The sequence below is a fragment of the Aureibaculum sp. 2308TA14-22 genome, assembly GCF_040538665.1.
GTDB lineage: Bacteria > Bacteroidota > Bacteroidia > Flavobacteriales > Flavobacteriaceae > Aureibaculum.
In genome coordinates this window covers 791052-806649 of record NZ_JBEWXT010000001.1, presented here as the reverse complement: position 1 = coordinate 806649, position 15598 = coordinate 791052, and the positions used below count along the sequence as shown (strand labels likewise).

General features: G+C 33.4%; 15 protein-coding genes and 1 other RNA gene. 6 read left to right on the top strand and 10 right to left on the bottom strand.

All coding sequences use genetic code 11. The features are described from left to right. Positions 1-127 precede the first annotated feature (127 nt). A complete protein-coding gene (locus U5A88_RS03640) occupies positions 128-1531 on the bottom strand; it encodes a hypothetical protein (protein WP_354203859.1) in 1404 nt (467 codons plus the stop codon). A gap of 141 nt (positions 1532-1672) precedes the next feature. Between U5A88_RS03640 and U5A88_RS03635 the strand changes: the two genes are divergently transcribed. After that, positions 1673-3298: an ABC-F family ATP-binding cassette domain-containing protein gene (locus tag U5A88_RS03635; RefSeq protein WP_354203857.1), complete on the top strand. Its 1626-nt coding sequence runs from the start codon at positions 1673-1675 to the stop codon at positions 3296-3298. A 388-nt stretch (positions 3299-3686) separates the two neighbouring features. Here U5A88_RS03635 and U5A88_RS03630 read toward each other — a convergent pair whose 3' ends face one another. The 6 genes from U5A88_RS03630 to U5A88_RS03605 form a co-directional block, all read right to left on the bottom strand. Then, on the bottom strand, positions 3687-4037 hold the full coding sequence (locus U5A88_RS03630; RefSeq protein WP_354203856.1) for a DUF6515 family protein: 351 nt from the start codon (positions 4035-4037) through the stop codon (positions 3687-3689). Positions 4038-4102: 65 nt separating this feature from the next. Then, on the bottom strand, positions 4103-4561 hold the full coding sequence (locus U5A88_RS03625; protein ID WP_354203854.1) for a sensor of ECF-type sigma factor: 459 nt from the start codon (positions 4559-4561) through the stop codon (positions 4103-4105). After that, the gene (locus tag U5A88_RS03620) at positions 4561-5142 is read right to left on the bottom strand and encodes a hypothetical protein (RefSeq protein WP_354203852.1); all 582 of its coding nucleotides are present in this window, start codon (positions 5140-5142) and stop codon (positions 4561-4563) included. The genes U5A88_RS03625 and U5A88_RS03620 overlap by 1 nt, the downstream gene beginning before the upstream one ends. 40 nt (positions 5143-5182) lie before the next feature. After that, the gene (locus tag U5A88_RS03615) at positions 5183-5722 is read right to left on the bottom strand and encodes an RNA polymerase sigma factor (RefSeq protein WP_354203850.1); all 540 of its coding nucleotides are present in this window, start codon (positions 5720-5722) and stop codon (positions 5183-5185) included. A gap of 58 nt (positions 5723-5780) precedes the next feature. Then, positions 5781-8195: a TonB-dependent receptor gene (locus U5A88_RS03610; protein WP_354203848.1), complete on the bottom strand. Its 2415-nt coding sequence runs from the start codon at positions 8193-8195 to the stop codon at positions 5781-5783. A 126-nt stretch (positions 8196-8321) separates the two neighbouring features. Further along, the gene (locus U5A88_RS03605; RefSeq protein WP_354203846.1) at positions 8322-10010 is read right to left on the bottom strand and encodes a M23 family metallopeptidase; all 1689 of its coding nucleotides are present in this window, start codon (positions 10008-10010) and stop codon (positions 8322-8324) included. 174 nt (positions 10011-10184) lie between these two features. Here U5A88_RS03605 and U5A88_RS03600 point away from each other — a divergent pair, with 174 nt between their 5' ends. From U5A88_RS03600 to U5A88_RS03580, 5 genes are all read left to right on the top strand, one after another. Further along, positions 10185-10475 carry a hypothetical protein gene (locus tag U5A88_RS03600; protein WP_354203844.1) on the top strand — a complete coding sequence of 97 codons (291 nt, stop codon included), beginning with the start codon at positions 10185-10187 and terminating at the stop codon, positions 10473-10475. 5 nt (positions 10476-10480) lie between these two features. Next, positions 10481-10771, top strand: a complete 291-nt coding sequence (locus U5A88_RS03595; protein ID WP_354203842.1) for a cell division protein ZapA — start codon at positions 10481-10483, stop codon at positions 10769-10771. Between the two features lie 54 nt (positions 10772-10825). Continuing rightward, a non-coding RNA gene (ssrS, locus tag U5A88_RS03590) (6S RNA) lies at positions 10826-10949 on the top strand. A 98-nt stretch (positions 10950-11047) separates the two neighbouring features. Beyond that, on the top strand, positions 11048-12616 hold the full coding sequence (gene rny, locus U5A88_RS03585; RefSeq protein ID WP_354203840.1) for a ribonuclease Y: 1569 nt from the start codon (positions 11048-11050) through the stop codon (positions 12614-12616). Positions 12617-12618: 2 nt separating this feature from the next. Further along, positions 12619-13434: an aminotransferase class IV gene (locus tag U5A88_RS03580; RefSeq protein ID WP_354203839.1), complete on the top strand. Its 816-nt coding sequence runs from the start codon at positions 12619-12621 to the stop codon at positions 13432-13434. A 112-nt stretch (positions 13435-13546) separates the two neighbouring features. Here U5A88_RS03580 and U5A88_RS03575 read toward each other — a convergent pair whose 3' ends face one another. The 3 genes from U5A88_RS03575 to U5A88_RS03565 all read right to left on the bottom strand — a co-directional run bounded on the left by U5A88_RS03575 (position 13547) and on the right by U5A88_RS03565 (position 15543). Beyond that, positions 13547-14017: a CYTH domain-containing protein gene (locus tag U5A88_RS03575; RefSeq protein WP_354203837.1), complete on the bottom strand. Its 471-nt coding sequence runs from the start codon at positions 14015-14017 to the stop codon at positions 13547-13549. Beyond that, positions 14018-14626 carry a fumarylacetoacetate hydrolase family protein gene (locus tag U5A88_RS03570; protein ID WP_354203835.1) on the bottom strand — a complete coding sequence of 203 codons (609 nt, stop codon included), beginning with the start codon at positions 14624-14626 and terminating at the stop codon, positions 14018-14020. A gap of 77 nt (positions 14627-14703) precedes the next feature. Next, the gene (locus U5A88_RS03565; protein WP_354203833.1) at positions 14704-15543 is read right to left on the bottom strand and encodes a 1,4-dihydroxy-2-naphthoyl-CoA synthase; all 840 of its coding nucleotides are present in this window, start codon (positions 15541-15543) and stop codon (positions 14704-14706) included. Between the last annotated feature and the right edge of the window lie 55 nt (positions 15544-15598).

Here is a 15598-nt window from a genome sequence, read left to right as displayed (position 1 = left end):
GGCTTCCCAATTGTGCTGTCCTAGCAGATAAATAAGCCTTTTTGTTTATGAGTGTGCAAAAGTAGACTTATTTTAACGATTTACGCTTAATTTAAACAATAATTGTAAAATTTGATAAACTGGTAAATTATTTAAGCTGTTTTAGTTGCTTTTCAAAACTACGATTTGCTAAATGCGTCATGTTGTTCTGAACTTTGCCTTCTTTGTCTATTAAAATTGCTCTTGGGAAGTTAATGTCCAACCAATCAATACCTTTGTCAATGCGATATTGATGGTCTTTATTTAATTTTTTTATTTTAATTTGATTTCTCCATTCGTTTTCTTGATAGGCGGAAGTAAGACCAATAAACAAAATGTCAGAATATTTTTTTTCTAAATAATTAATACGCTTGGCAAAATTATCCATTTGGCTAGAGTCATCGGGCCAAGTACATATTACTGTATTTTTATTTTTAATAACCTTATTAAGATTAACGGTATTATTCTCATAGTCATAAGGCGATATTCTTGGAAATGCACTTCCTTTTGCTAATTTTTTAGAAACCTCTATTAAATTAGATATTTCCGTTACACTTTTTTTATCAGTTGAATGATCAAAAAACAGACGTATTGCTCTTTCTTTTTCTTTTGGAGAAATGTTTTGGTTCAACAACGTGTACCAAATGCCAATATGTAAAAATTTATTTTTTACGGTCTCATTTTTAACATTTTCAAGTGCAGCTTGCATCATATTTACATCCAGATCACTTTTAAAGCTATCCAGCACCTGTTTTTCATAAGCCAAATGAATCAAATAAGCTCTTACATAACTTTCATGAGGATAAAATCCGAACAATTCTTCATCATCAAGGTTAATGTTTTTTCTAAATCTAAAAAAGATCGGATCAATTTCAGGATGTTTTTCCGACTTTAGAACTTTCATATTGTTATAAGGATAGATTTCCTTTTTTGTATAGATGGGGTAATTAATTGCAGCATTTATCAACTTGTCAAACAGTGCAGGGTTTTCAGGTACTTCAGATTTAAATTGTGAATAAAGTAGGTTTTTTAATGCTAATACCGAATCTATTTTCAGTTGAAATAAACTGTCATTAAGTTTGTAAAATCTATTAAAAGCCCTGTCTTCTTTTTGATTAATTAAAAACAAATTGATTAGAAAATTATTACGCTCAGCACCTTTTCCACTAAAAACCAACGACTCGTCAAAGTCCCATGTATTTAACCGAATAAGCAAACTGTCATCGGGCTCCATATATACATTTTGATATTCGTTGCCGTGTTCAAACTTGTAAAACCCTTCGGAAAAATCGTTTAATTTTATTAAAAATTTATTGTTAATAGATAGTTTTGAAGAATCTAATAGTTCATCATTTTTGAAAAAATAAACCTTGTCGGATTTAGGATTAATTATTTGTCCGCCAAAGTAGGCAACATTAGTCGCTGCTTTATCATTACAACCAACTGTAAGAAGCGTTGCAAAAAATAAAAAGAAGTATCTATAAGAAAAAAATGAATGTAATAGTTTTGCCAAATTCATCAGGTTTTGCTCAACAAGACAAAATTAGCCATTCATAATGCTAAATTTAGTTAATGTGATGTTAAATTATGACTCTGTTAGTTTCGCCAATTACTAAGCATTGCTTACTTTTGCACGGAATTTAAAAAAACAAGAATGTTATCAGTTTCTAACTTATCGGTACAATTCGGAAAACGTGTATTATTTGATGATGTAAATACCATTTTTACACAAGGTAATTGTTATGGGATAATCGGTGCTAACGGTGCAGGAAAATCAACCTTTTTAAAAATACTGGCCGGAGATATTGACCCTACTTCAGGTAGCGTGTCTTTAGAGAAAGGAAAACGTATGTCCGTATTGTCACAAGACCATAACGCTGCGGATGAGTATCCAGTATTGGAAACAGTATTAAGAGGTAACAAACAACTCTTTAAAGTTAAAACTGAAATTGATGCACTATATGCCGATTATTCAGATGAGAATGCGGAACGAATTGGTGAATTGCAAGTTGAATTTGAAGAAATGAACGGTTGGAACGCCGAGAGCGATGCAGCTGCATTATTGTCCAATTTAGGTGTAAAAGAAGAGCAACATTATACACTGATGAAGGATATGGACGGTAAAGCTAAGGTACGAGTGCTATTGGCACAAGCTTTATTCGGAAATCCTGATGTATTGATTATGGATGAGCCGACCAATGATTTGGATTATGAAACAATTAAATGGTTAGAAAACTTCTTAGCTAATTATGAAAATACGGTAATTGTTGTTTCGCATGATAGGCACTTTTTAGATGCAGTCTGTACACATATTTCTGATATTGATTTTGGAAAAATAAACCATTATTCTGGTAATTATTCATTCTGGTATGAGTCCAGTCAATTGGCTGCTCGTCAACGTTCCCAACAGAACAAAAAAGCTGAGGAAAAGAAAAAAGAACTGGAAGAATTTATACGTAGGTTTTCTGCCAACGTTGCTAAATCTAAACAAGCAACGAGTAGAAAAAAGATGATTGAAAAATTGAACATTTCTGATATTAAACCCTCTAGCAGACGTTATCCTGCAATAATTTTTGATCGTGACCGCGAAGCTGGAGACCAGATATTGAATATTGAAGGTTTACAGAAATCCATTGAGGGTGAAGTGTTGTTCGATAATGTCAATATTAATTTGGCAAAAGGAGATAAAGTTGTAATTTTTTCAAAAGATTCAAGAGCGGTAACTGCTTTTTTTGAAATTATTAATGGAAACTTAAAGCAAGATTCAGGGAAATTTGCTTGGGGAGTAACTACTACACAAGCCTATTTACCTTTGGAAAATTCTCATTTTTTTGATAATGATTTAAGTTTGGTAGATTGGCTAAGGCAGTGGGCAACTACTGAAGAAGAACGTGAAGAGGTATATATTCGTGGATTTTTAGGCAAAATGATTTTTAGCGGAGAAGAAGCTCTAAAAAAATGCAATGTACTTTCTGGTGGTGAAAAAGTACGTTGTATGTTATCAAGAATGATGATGTTAAGAGCAAATGTGTTAATGCTAGACGAACCTACAAATCACTTAGATTTAGAATCCATCCAAGCATTTAATAACTCATTAAAAAACTTTAAAGGAACAGTGTTGTTTGCAACGCACGATCATGAATTTTCTCAAACAGTTGCCAATAGAGTTATAGAATTAACCCCACAAGGAGCTATTGATAGGTATATGACCTTTGATGAGTATTTTGAAAATGCCAAAATAAAAGAGCAACGTGAGAAAATGTATATGGTTACGAGTTAAATGTTATAGAAGTCTTGAACCATTATGATATTAAAGTTTCTAGGAATATTAATAATAATTCAACTATCACTGTATTATCTCAATGGAAAATTTAAAAACAAAATTCCAAATAGCATTATTCTGGCTATAATTTTGATCGGGCATTTTTTTGTTTTTCCATCTTATTTTTATCCTGAACCAAGAACGGATGGAGTAAATTGTGGAATGCCAATAATGGGAGTAACTCTTAGCTTTTGGATTTTTGGAACTATTAGTTCAGTATTCACTCATTTTGTTTGGACATTAATTCTTCAAAATGAAGTAATAAAACAAATTTACGAAAAATAAATCCCAATGAAATTTAAGAAACTATCAAGCTAATATTTTTTATACTGAAAAGTTAATAAACTTAAGGTCTAGCCACCTCGTAACCACCACCTTTTGACTTTTTGTAAAAAACACCGTGATATTTGTAGTATTTTATACCTCCCATCACCACATTTTCACCACCTTCGGGCAATTTTTTAAGTTTTGCACCTTTAGGAGCAGTTCTTAAGACAAAACGCTTATTGATTTTAGCATACCAAACACCGTCAATTATATAATAATCAATGTTTTTGTGTGTAATTTTCTCAGGCTTTTTTTCAGAACTATTAATGGTAGCTTTTTTTGTTTTAGTATCTGTATCAGATTGAGCATTTAAGCTATTAAACGACAACAAAACAATGGCTAAAACGGCAATAAATTGTAACTTTTTCATCTTTTTCTTTCCTTTTTCCAGTGCAAATTTAAAAAATAAAGGCATCCTGCCAAATTCTTGGTAACTTACTTTCTTTTGGGGTTGCCCGCTCTATTTCTGAATCGTTTTAATAATTCTTTATTAAAATTCTGTTCTGCACTTATTAATTTTATCATTTTTTTGGACGATATTATGCCCGTCAAATCTTTTTTTAATTTTTCTCTAGCCTTAGCTACTTTAACGTCTACTTCCAATAACTCCTCTAAAATAGCATCTGCTTCAGTATCACTTAACTTGTCAATACCACCAGCAGCCCTAACTTTCCTGAATAGTTGACGTGTTTTAACAATCTTTATTTTTTGAAATTCCTTTTCATAGGCATTATAGACTGGCCAAAATTTTTCGGCTTCTTTAACAGTGAGTTCTAACGCATCTGTTATAAAAGCAGTTTTAAACGCTTTTATTTTATCATTGTCAGTACGTTGTGCAACTCCAGTAAACACCGTAAATAATAATATTCCAAATATGAATTTTTTTATATTCATCAATTTTCTAGTATTAAGCTTTCAATATCCGTGCCATTTAAATAGTCTTCAAGATCTTCTTCTTCAAAAATGGGTTGACTTTCCAATTCTATGTCATTAAATACTTCCGTAATTTCGTGAGTGTCAAAGGTAATCAAATCATCATCAATCCATTGTTCTATTTCGGTTGAAGCCAATTGATCTAAGTTAACATCATCAGTTGTTTGGTTATAGTTTATAAAAATAAACAATAACAACGAAGCCGCCGCCGCAATTGGGATTAACCTCTTTAATAAAATAGTTTTAAAATCAATTACTTTAGGTTTATCATTAATAGTGGTAAATACCTTATCTTCAACAGTTTCTAAATAATTTTCAGGAATTTTATATCCTGTTTCTTTTTTATCTTCTTCTAGCTTCAGTTTCTTAAACACATTATCTTCTAGGGTAGAGAAATATCCTTTTGGACTTTCAAATCCATCTTTTTTAGAAAACTTTTCACTAGCCATTTCATCAAAAACAGCATCCTCAAGCGTATTAAAATACCCTTTTGGTGTTGTAAATCCCGATTTTTTGATATGTTCTAGTTTATTTTTTGTCATTCTGTTTATAAGACTAGATTTACTTACAATGGTTTAATAGTTATTCAGTTATATATTTCTCAATTTTTTTTACGGCATGATGGTACGACGCTTTTAATGCACCCACCGATGTTTCTAATATATCTGAAATATCCTGATACTTCATAGCATCAAAATATTTCATATTAAATACCAACTGCTGTTTTTGAGGTAATGTAGCAATTGCTTTTTGTAATTTTAGTTGAATTTCATCACCATCAAAATACACATCTGATTCTAAATTTTGAACCATTTGGCCCTGCATTTCATTTACATCTACATTTTGAGTTTTAGCCCGTTTATTGATAAAGGTAATGGACTCATTTGTGGCAATTCGGTACATCCAAGAATAAATTTTGCTTTCAGCATTAAATTTATCAATATTTCTATACACTTTAATAAAAGTATTCTGCAGCACATCATCGGCATCATCATGAGAAATTACTATTTTACGAATATGCCAGTACAAACGTTCTTTATATAACGACATAAGCCCCCTAAACGCTTTTTCTTGCGTTAGCGGGTTTTTTAATTCTGATATAAGTTCAGTTTCGGCTACCAATAAATAGGTTTTGTCTTTAGACTATTAACGTTAAGAAAGGTTTAAAATTGGATTAAATTTACAACCCAATCTTCAATTTTACATTCAGCACCCTACCCGATAAAAAATTTGGAATACCTATGGAGCGTGATGCAGCGATATCACGCACCCAAGTATTGGTTATGGAATTTTGAACATCAAACATGTTAAAAAGCTCTATACCGAGTGAAAATTCTTTAAAATTTTCTAGCCATTTTATGTTGGTTGTGTTTTCGACATCTTTAAATACATACGAAATACCAATATCTGATCTAAAATAATCTTTTAATCTATTCTGAAAAACGTAAGGATTGGCATACGAGGGTGAACCGCCGGGAACACCCGTATTATAAACCATATTCAAATACATTTTTAGGTTGGGATAATTAGGGACATAATCTTGAAACAGCACAGCAAATTTTAATCGCTGGTCGGTGGGTCTAGAGATATAACCTTGATTGTTAATATTTTCTTCGGTTTTCAAATACCCAAAACTAAAATACGATTCCGTGCCCTCCACGAATTCTCCGTTGATACGGGCATCGAAACCAACGGCATACGCGGTTGCGTTGTTCTTGGCACGATAACGTATCTGTACATTATCTACCGTAAACGGATTTACATCCGACAAGGTTTTATAATAGGCTTCGGTAACCAATTTAAAAGGTCTATTCCATAATTTAAAACTATAATCGTTGCCCAGTACAAAGTGAATGGAACGTTGTGCTTTTACTTCAGGATGAACCGTACCCAAAGAATCTCGTAACTCTCTATAAAATGGAGGTTGATAATAGTATCCGCCAGAAATTCTAAAAAGCATATCTTTTTCCCAATCGGGTTTTATGGCAAATTGAGCCCTAGGGCTTACAACCGTATGTCCTTTTTCTTCAACACCATCTGCTTTTACCTTCCAGTTTTGAGCCCTAACGCCCATATTAAACCATAGTTGATGGTCATTGACATAAGCCGTTTTGCTCCACTGTCCAAAACCAGAAATTCTATTGATTTGAACATTATTTGTCGCCCGAAGGCTTGTAAAAGGTACAATTGGCCCTGTGTAAGGATTGTAAGGTTCGTCATTTCTAGGTAATAAGTGAGGAGGTCGTATAGAGAACCCGGCGGAGTCAATCACTTCCCATTCAATGATCCTGTCTTTAATGTCTTCCAATTGATACTTTGCTCCAAATTCAAAAAGATGTTCATCTTTTTTCAATGTTGCCTTTAATTGGATATTTGTAATTAAAGCATCCAAATCGTTACGGGCATGATCTAATTGTGAACCAATAGCTTGAGAAAATTCAACATCGCCAAAATTATCACTGCCAAAATCGGCATTGACATCGCCAATGCCATAAAACGCCAGAATATCGTAATATTCCTCTTCTTGTGTATTATAAACAGATGTAGTCAGCTCTAGTTTTAAATTATCATTAACTAGATAAGAACCTTTTAGTGCTCCAAAAAGTGTTAAATACTGGTCAACCTCTTTACCTCTGTAATTGACAACCAAAGCTTTTGGGTCGGCTAATGTTCCAAATTTTGTCTGTCGGCTAATTGGTGTGTAGTTGTAATTATTTAAGGAGAAATTTCCTAAAAAATCGAGACCAAATCTATTATTAAATTGATAAGAAACATACGTTTGAATATCCGTAAAATTGGGTTTAAAATTGGTTTCAATATCTTTTTTATTGACAAAAAGACTGTTGTTTCTATATCTGGCACCTAAAATTGCCGAAAGCTTGTTATTTTTAGACGTGCCTTCTAAAGTCAGGCTTCCGCCTAAAAGACTCGCTTCCAAACCAATACCAAACTTTCGAGGTTTTTTGTAAGTAATATCTAGTACGGACGAGAGTTTGTCACCATATTTTGCTTGAAATCCACCTGCTGAAAATTTTACATTTTGCGTAAGGTTAGGGTTTACAAAACTTAGCCCTTCCTGTTGCCCTGAACGCACCAAAAATGGACGATACACTTCTATTCCGTTTACATACACCAAGTTTTCATCGTAATTACCACCACGGACATTATACTGTGTACTCAGCTCGTTATTACCGCTTACGCCCAAACCAATATTCTTCAACGTGCCTTCAATTCCGGTATTGGCACTGGGCAATTTTTTTATGGTTTCTATAGGTACTTTGTCAATGCCTTGGGCATCATCTTTTTTATCTTTGATAGTAACCGTTTCTATTTCCTCGATTTTTATTTTGAGTTTGGGAGAAAAAAACAGATTTCTGTTTTTGGGAACTTTTACCTTTTTAGTAAGGGTGGTATAAGCAATATGACTAAACGTTATAGTAACTTCAATGTTTGCGGGAATATTAAGTTCGTATTTTCCATTACTATCCGTAGTCGTTCCTTGTTGATTATAGGTTACCGAAACACCTTCAATGGGTTTGCCTTTTTCATCTTTTACAGTACCTTTTATGGTTGCCGTTTGTGCAATGATGGACATTGTCAAAAAACAAAACATAAAAAAGAAAATGAAGATTTTCTGGTTCACTGGTCAACGGTTTCTTTATTATCTCATGAAACTCCCTCCATGTTGGAGTCCCAAAAATCATCGGGATGGGTGGGCTTTCTATTTAGTATTAAACGTTGCAATATACACATTAGTATTGTTTACATTGTCAACTACCGTCAGTTTTAATTCGTGTTTTTTACCTTCTAATTTACCGTCGTTAAAATCGTAAGTTAACAAGTTTTTTTTCGGTTCGTATTCAAATAATACCCATTTACCATTAATTTCTCCTCTATACGATTTGATTCCAGATAAATTATCGGTAATCTTTAGTTTTAAATACCTGTAATTAGATAACCATTGTTTATTTTTAAAATTAACAGGTTTTACTTTTGGAGCTATAGAGTCAATTGCTAAAGTATAATTGCCCAAACTTCTGCTTAACGTATAAATTTTATTGTTTTTACGTCTGGTCGAAGCATAGGAAAGCTTCTCTTTTTTATTAATAGAGGTTATAATAACCTGGCTTTTATCCTTGGCAGGATGGTTGGAAATATCAAAAGTCAAGGTAAAATTGCGATGCAAAGGGATGCCACCATTATGTAATTTGGCAATTCTACCGTCGTAATTAAAATCAAAATAAATGTCCTTGTAAAAACTGTTTTTAGGAAAGGCCACACTAACGTTTTCTTTGTTGAGCTTATTAAATTCATTAGCCCTGAAAAAATGCGGTGTTTTTTTGATTTCTTCTTTTACAATTTTATCTGCTTTTTTACCTTTAACGGGAATAATAAGTTTGGTTGAGTTCCCTTTAAAATCTTTAGCAATAACTTCGATATTATAAGATAACCCACCTTCAATGGTTACATAGCCATTATTTTCCAGAGCTTTATAAATACTTAGTTTGTTGGAAGGCTCTACAAAACATTTTTGGATTTTTTGCCTTTTTTTGTGATACCTTTCATAATCTATCAAGGTGTTAAGATACCTTGTTTCGGCAAAACTAAAGGTATTTACTTCGTGTTCATATACTTTTTTACCATTAACCGTCATCCTTAGGTTAAAAATACCATTGTTATTTAGTGCTCCATCCAATTTGTCAACAGCGTTTACGCCAATACCTATTTTACCATAGGCTTCTATGGGGTTTGCTACTAAGTTTCCATTTTTATTTTTGATAATTAGTTCTTTTAAAGCATTGGTACCATCAACATGCGTAGAATCTCCAAAAGAATATACCACACCTGCCCTAATTAAAGGGTTTTGAGAATCTGGGATGTCAATACCAAAAAACATAGGGTTTATAGGCTTGGAATTGCCATCGCGAATCTCAAAATGCACATGGGGGCCTCCCGAACTACCGGAATTACCACTGTAAGCAATCAATTTTCCTTTTTCAACTTTTAGTGCGTTAGCTTTAGGGAACAACTCTATAGTATAGCTTTTTTTCGCATATTGTTGCTTTTTAACATAGGCCTCAATTTCAGGAGAAAACTTCTTTAAATGCCCATAAACAGAAGTGTATCCGTTAGGGTGCTTAACATATAAGGCTTTACCGTAGCCCCAATGTTGTATTTTTATTCGAGAAACATATCCGTCTGCAATACCTACAACATCCAATCCTTCGCGTTGTTGTGTTTTAATATCTAACCCTCCATGAAAATGATTGCTACGTAACTCGCCAAAAGTACCTGACAAAATTAGAGGTACTTCTAAAGGGCTTCTAAAATAGTTTTTAGGATAATTAGCCTGTGTAAACCCTTGGTGTATAACAAAAAAAAGTAGTGTAGTTAAAAATATTTTTCTCATGATAGCGGCAAAAATAATCATTCAAGATTGAATTAAAAAATATTATGCATAACGTTGATTAATGTGTTAATTGTCAAAACTTTAACGTTAATATTTAATAATAGTTTAAAAAATCTTGGTTAATTCTAAATAGAATACTAAATTTGTTGGTAATGTTTAGAATCTCTGTATTTAATGAGTAACGTTTTAGAAATAGTTGATTCCCTGCAAGGTAAGTTAGAAAACTTACTGACCAAGTACGAATTATTGAAGATAGAAAACCAACAACTGTTGGAGAAAAGTGAAAAATTAGTTCAAGAAGTTCAAAAAGGGCAAGAATCTATAAGTGCTATTGAAAATAAATACGAATCATTAAGGGTTGCAAATGCGATGGTAGGCAGCAAAGAAGATAAACATACAACCAAATTGAAAATAAATACATTAATACGAGAAATTGATAAGTGCATATTGCAGCTAAGTGAGTAAAACCAATGGAAGAGAAGTTAAAGATTAAGGTAACTATTGGAGACAGAGTTTATCCATTAACGATAAATAGCGAGGGTGAAGAAGAAGGGGTTAGAAAAGCTGTAAAAAAAATAAACGATTTGATAAAGCGTTTTGAAGAGAATTATGAAGTTAGAGATAAACAAGATGTTTTAGCAATGTGTGCACTGCAATTTGCATCGTTACAAGAAGTAAAAAGTATTTATAATGACCAAGATGGAGAAGAAATAGAAAAAAAATTAATAGAGATGAGTGTTGCCTTAGATGCTCATTTATAATACGTTCTTTAAAATATAACAATTACTGCCTACATTTAGTTATTTGTTCATTAAACTCAACATTATTTTTTTAAAAAGGGTGAGTCTAAGCTAGTAAAGCACGCCGTATTTGCTGTTTCAGCATTTCAGCGGATCCTTGATCAGCCGGTTAGCCCTAAACTTGTCTTACAAGGAGTTTAAAAAACCTTTCTAGATGTAGGCTTTTTTTATGGATTCATTTCTGTTTGCAGAGGTGAGTTTAATAACACCAATTTACCAAAAACTAAAACTAAAACAATGGATGGAATGATATTACCAATTATAATTGGTATTGTAGTAGGTTTGATTATCGGCTTTATAATTGCCAAAACTCTTGAGAAAAACAAAGCTTCAGCTATTTTAAAAGATGCAAAAAAGCAAGCCTCGTCGATAATTAAAACAGCAAAAACAGATGCTGAGGTATTAAAAAAGGACAAAGTACTTCAGGCAAAAGAGAAGTTTATCGAATTAAAGGCTGAGCATGAAAAGGTGATTTTGAGTAGGGACAGAAAAGTTTCAGAAGCAGAAAAAAGGATTCGCGAAAAGGAATCTAAAGTAGCTCAAGAACTTGATAAAACTAATAAACTCAATAAAAGATTAGAAGAAAAAGTTTCGGATTACGATTACAGAGTCGAATTTTTGGAAAAGAAACAAAAAGAAGCTGAAAAACTGCATAAAAAGCACGTTGAGCATTTAGAGGTTATATCTGGCCTTTCCGCTGAGGAAGCCAAAAAAGAATTAGTCACTTCATTACGAGAGGAAGCCAAAACTGATGCTATGAGCTATATTCAAGACACCCTTGAAGAAGCTAAACTTACTGCACAAAACGAAGCGAAAAAGATTATTTTAAGTACTATACAGCGTGTGGGTGTTGAAGAAACAGTTGAAAATTGTGTGTCTGTTTTTAATTTGGAATCGGACGATGTTAAAGGTAGAATTATTGGTAGAGAAGGACGAAATATTAGGGCGTTGGAATCCGCCACGGGTGTGGAGATTATTGTTGATGATACACCAGAAGCGATAATTCTTTCTTGTTTTGATCCTATACGTAGAGAAATTGCTAGGTTATCCTTGCATAAATTGGTAACCGATGGTAGAATTCACCCAGCTCGTGTTGAAGAAATTGTCGCCAAAACATCAAAAGAAATCAATCAAGAAATTGTTGAGGTTGGTAAGCGGACGGTAATTGATTTAGGTATTCATGGTCTTCATCCAGAATTAATAAAAGTAGTTGGGAGAATGAAATACCGTTCTTCTTACGGTCAAAATTTATTACAACACTCGCGAGAAGTGGCAAACCTTTGTGCCTTAATGGCGGCCGAATTAGGTTTGAACCCTAAAGTGGCCAAAAGAGCTGGATTGTTACACGATATTGGTAAAGTACCTGAAACTGAAAGTGAGTTACCACATGCTCTGTTGGGTATGGAATGGGCTCAAAAATATGGAGAAAAACCTGATGTTTGCAATGCCATTGGTGCACACCACGATGAGATAGAAATGAAATCGTTGTTTGCTCCAATTGTTCAAGTTTGTGATGCTATTTCTGGTGCAAGACCGGGTGCAAGACGACAAGTATTAGACTCATACATTCAACGTTTAAAAGATTTAGAAAATGTTGCATTTGGATTTTCTGGTGTTCAAAAAGCTTATGCAATCCAAGCAGGTAGAGAGTTGCGTGTTATCGTAGAAAGTGAAAAAGTTGATGATATTAAAGCATCAGAGCTTTCATTTAACATTTCGCAAAAAATTCAAAATGACATGACTTATCCTGGTCAGGTTCGTGTAACCGTGATTAGAGAAACCCGAGCTGTGAATATTGCAAAGTAAATGTGAAAGGCTATATAAACGATACCCTGATTGATTGTGATACTGCACAAATAAGTGCTTACGATCTTGGCTTAAATAGAGGTTATGCTGTTTTCGATTTTTTTAGGATCATCAATAGTGAATTTCGTTTTTTAGAAGATCATTTAAAGCGGTTTATAAATTCCATTCAACTTTCTAAAATACCAAACCCATATACAAAAGATGAATTGCGTCAAAAAGTTTTAGAACTGCAAAACATCAATAATGTCCAACACGGTTTTATAAGAATAACCTTAACGGCAGGGACTTCATTGAATTTTGGTTCCTTATCATCTTCTACATTGATTATTTTATCAGGTGTTTTAGAGGCAAACAATCCTAATAATTATATCGAAGGAATTAAACTTATCAGTAAAAAATACCAAAGGGCCTTTCCCAACATAAAAAGTACGGACTATTTCTTTCCCCAAATGCTGCATCAGGAGTTAAAGGAAGCTGGTGCCACCGATGTGCTGTATCATACCGATTATGTTACCGAAACATCACGTTCCAATGTTTTTTGCGTGAAAAAGGGAAAAATAGCAACTCCAACAGCCAACGTTCTAGAAGGTATTACCCGTAAAAAACTGTTAGAGCTTCAGCCTTCAATTAGTTTGACAACTATAACGTTAGATGAATTGTACCATGCGGACGAAGTATTTATAACAAGTTCTAGCAAAGAATTGATGCCCGTTGTGCAAATTGACGAAAAATCAATAGGCAACGGAAAAATTGGCCCCGTCTACAAAGCGTTGCATACACAATTTAAAACATTTTGTTTGAACGAAATTAATATTTAATCAGTATTATTTAGCTCAGAAAAAAAGTTTTATGACTGTCAGGTTGATCGGCTTAGAAACTTATTTAAATTTTGTAAATGAGGAGCTTTCTTCCGACACTTCAGGACACTGACTACCAATTTTTATAAGGTTTTTTTATTAATGAAGAATTATAATATTTTGTAATTCCTGTTACTTCTTGACCCAACCAATTGGGTTTTTCATGGCTTTCATCTTCTGAAAGTAGTTCTATTTCTGCTATAATTAATCCTTTGTTTTCTCCATAAAATTCATCGACCTCAAATGTATGATCTCCAGATTTTACATAATATCTGGTTTTATCAATAACACCTGGCTCACAGATTTTTAGCAAATCCGTTGCATCTCTTAAAGAAATTTCTTTTTCCCACTCGTACCTTGTAGTCCCAGAAGTGTTTCCCAATCCCTTAACAGTTAAAAAACCCTTTTCACCAATAATTCGAACTCGAACGGTTCGTTCTGGAACAGAAGATAAAAACCCTTGAATAATCTTTTTATTTTTAAAGGCTTCTTTTTTAAAAGCATCACTATTTACCAAAAATTTACGTTCAATTTCCAGTGTCATTTACTTAATTTTGATGCTAAACGCTTCATTATCTTGTAACTTACCAACCAAAACATCATTCTCTTTCACCTTGCCAACTCCCGCAGGAGTTCCAGTAAAAATAATATCTCCTTTTTTCAAGGTAAAAAACTGAGAAACATAACTAATTAATTCATCAATTTTCCAAAGCATGGCATTCGTATTCCCATTTTGAACAACAATTTCATTTTTCACCAACTGAAACTGTAAATTTTCAAGGTTAAATTGTTCTTTAGAGTAAAATTGTCCTACCACAGCACTACCATCAAAAGCTTTAGCTTTTTCCCAAGGTAGTCCTTTCTCTTTACATTGGGTTTGAACATCACGGGCCGTAAAATCTATACCCAAGCCTATTTCGTCGTAATATTTATGAGCAAATTTGGTTTCAATATGTTTGCCCACTTTATTTATTTTGACCAATACCTCAACCTCATAATGAATATCGTCAGAAAAAGGGGGTCTGAAAAAAGGCATTTTTTTAGGTAGAATAGCCGAATCGGGCTTTAAAAAAACTACGGGATTTTCCGGTTTTTCATTAGCTAATTCTTCTATGTGTTTGGCATAATTTCTACCAATGCAAATTATTTTCATAGTTATTAATGAGTTATTGAATTAATCAAAAAAAATGAAAGTTTTTACTGCTACTGCAAGCTTAAGACTTAAAAATTTTACGGTATCCATTTTTTTTCAAAATTAGGTTTTCGTTTTTCTAAAAAGGCATTACGCCCCTCTTTGGCTTCATCGGTCATATACGCTAATCGTGTTGCTTCTCCTGCAAAAACCTGTTGACCGACCATACCATCATCAGTTAAGTTCATAGCAAATTTTAACATTTTTATGGATGTTGGCGATTTTTCCAAAATTTCTTGAGCCCATTGATAAGCTGTATCTTCTAGTTCATCATGAGGAATTACTGCATTTACCATCCCCATTTCATAAGCTTCTTGTGCAGAATAGTTACGTCCTAAAAAGAAAATTTCACGTGCTTTTTTCTGCCCCACCATCTTTGCCAAATATGCCGATCCGTAACCACCATCAAAACTTGTAACATCTGCATCGGTTTGTTTAAAAATTGCGTGTTCTTTACTTGCCAATGTCAAATCACAAACTACATGCAGGCTATGCCCGCCTCCAACAGCCCAGCCGGGAACAACAGCAATAACAGCCTTTGGCATAAATCGAATTAGTCGTTGTACTTCTAAAATATTTAAGCGGTGCATACCATCTTCACCTACGTACCCTTGATGCCCTCTCGCTTTTTGATCCCCACCACTACAAAATGAATATACTCCATCTTTCGATGAAGGTCCTTCTGCAGAAAGCAATACCACGCCAATACTTGTGTCTTCTTGAGCATCGTAAAAAGCATCATACAATTCGCTTGTTGTTTTTGGACGAAAAGCGTTCCTAACATCGGGCCTATTAAAGGCTATTCTGGCCACTCCGTTGGATTTTTTATAGGTAATATCCGTAAATTTTTTAACTGTTTTCCAGTTTGGCTTCATCATTGCTTACAATTTTATATGATTCTAATCGTTTGTAAAGATAGAATTAAGGGAAGAG

Excerpts from the sequence above, each read along its gene's own strand:
- U5A88_RS03605 (WP_354203846.1), bottom strand. The coding sequence starts at position 10,010 with ATGAGAAAAATATTTTTAACTACACTACTTTTTTTTGTTATACACCAA.
- U5A88_RS03610 (WP_354203848.1), bottom strand. The coding sequence starts at position 8,195 with ATGTCCATCATTGCACAAACGGCAACCATAAAAGGTACTGTAAAAGAT.
- U5A88_RS03595 (WP_354203842.1), top strand. The coding sequence starts at position 10,481 with ATGGAAGAGAAGTTAAAGATTAAGGTAACTATTGGAGACAGAGTTTAT.
- rny (WP_354203840.1), top strand. The coding sequence starts at position 11,048 with ATGGATGGAATGATATTACCAATTATAATTGGTATTGTAGTAGGTTTG.
- U5A88_RS03570 (WP_354203835.1), bottom strand. The coding sequence starts at position 14,626 with ATGAAAATAATTTGCATTGGTAGAAATTATGCCAAACACATAGAAGAA.
- U5A88_RS03630 (WP_354203856.1), bottom strand. The coding sequence starts at position 4,037 with ATGAAAAAGTTACAATTTATTGCCGTTTTAGCCATTGTTTTGTTGTCG.
- U5A88_RS03565 (WP_354203833.1), bottom strand. The coding sequence starts at position 15,543 with ATGATGAAGCCAAACTGGAAAACAGTTAAAAAATTTACGGATATTACC.
- U5A88_RS03635 (WP_354203857.1), top strand. The coding sequence starts at position 1,673 with ATGTTATCAGTTTCTAACTTATCGGTACAATTCGGAAAACGTGTATTA.
- U5A88_RS03600 (WP_354203844.1), top strand. The coding sequence starts at position 10,185 with ATGAGTAACGTTTTAGAAATAGTTGATTCCCTGCAAGGTAAGTTAGAA.
- U5A88_RS03625 (WP_354203854.1), bottom strand. The coding sequence starts at position 4,561 with ATGAATATAAAAAAATTCATATTTGGAATATTATTATTTACGGTGTTT.
- U5A88_RS03575 (WP_354203837.1), bottom strand. The coding sequence starts at position 14,017 with ATGACACTGGAAATTGAACGTAAATTTTTGGTAAATAGTGATGCTTTT.
- U5A88_RS03620 (WP_354203852.1), bottom strand. The coding sequence starts at position 5,142 with ATGACAAAAAATAAACTAGAACATATCAAAAAATCGGGATTTACAACA.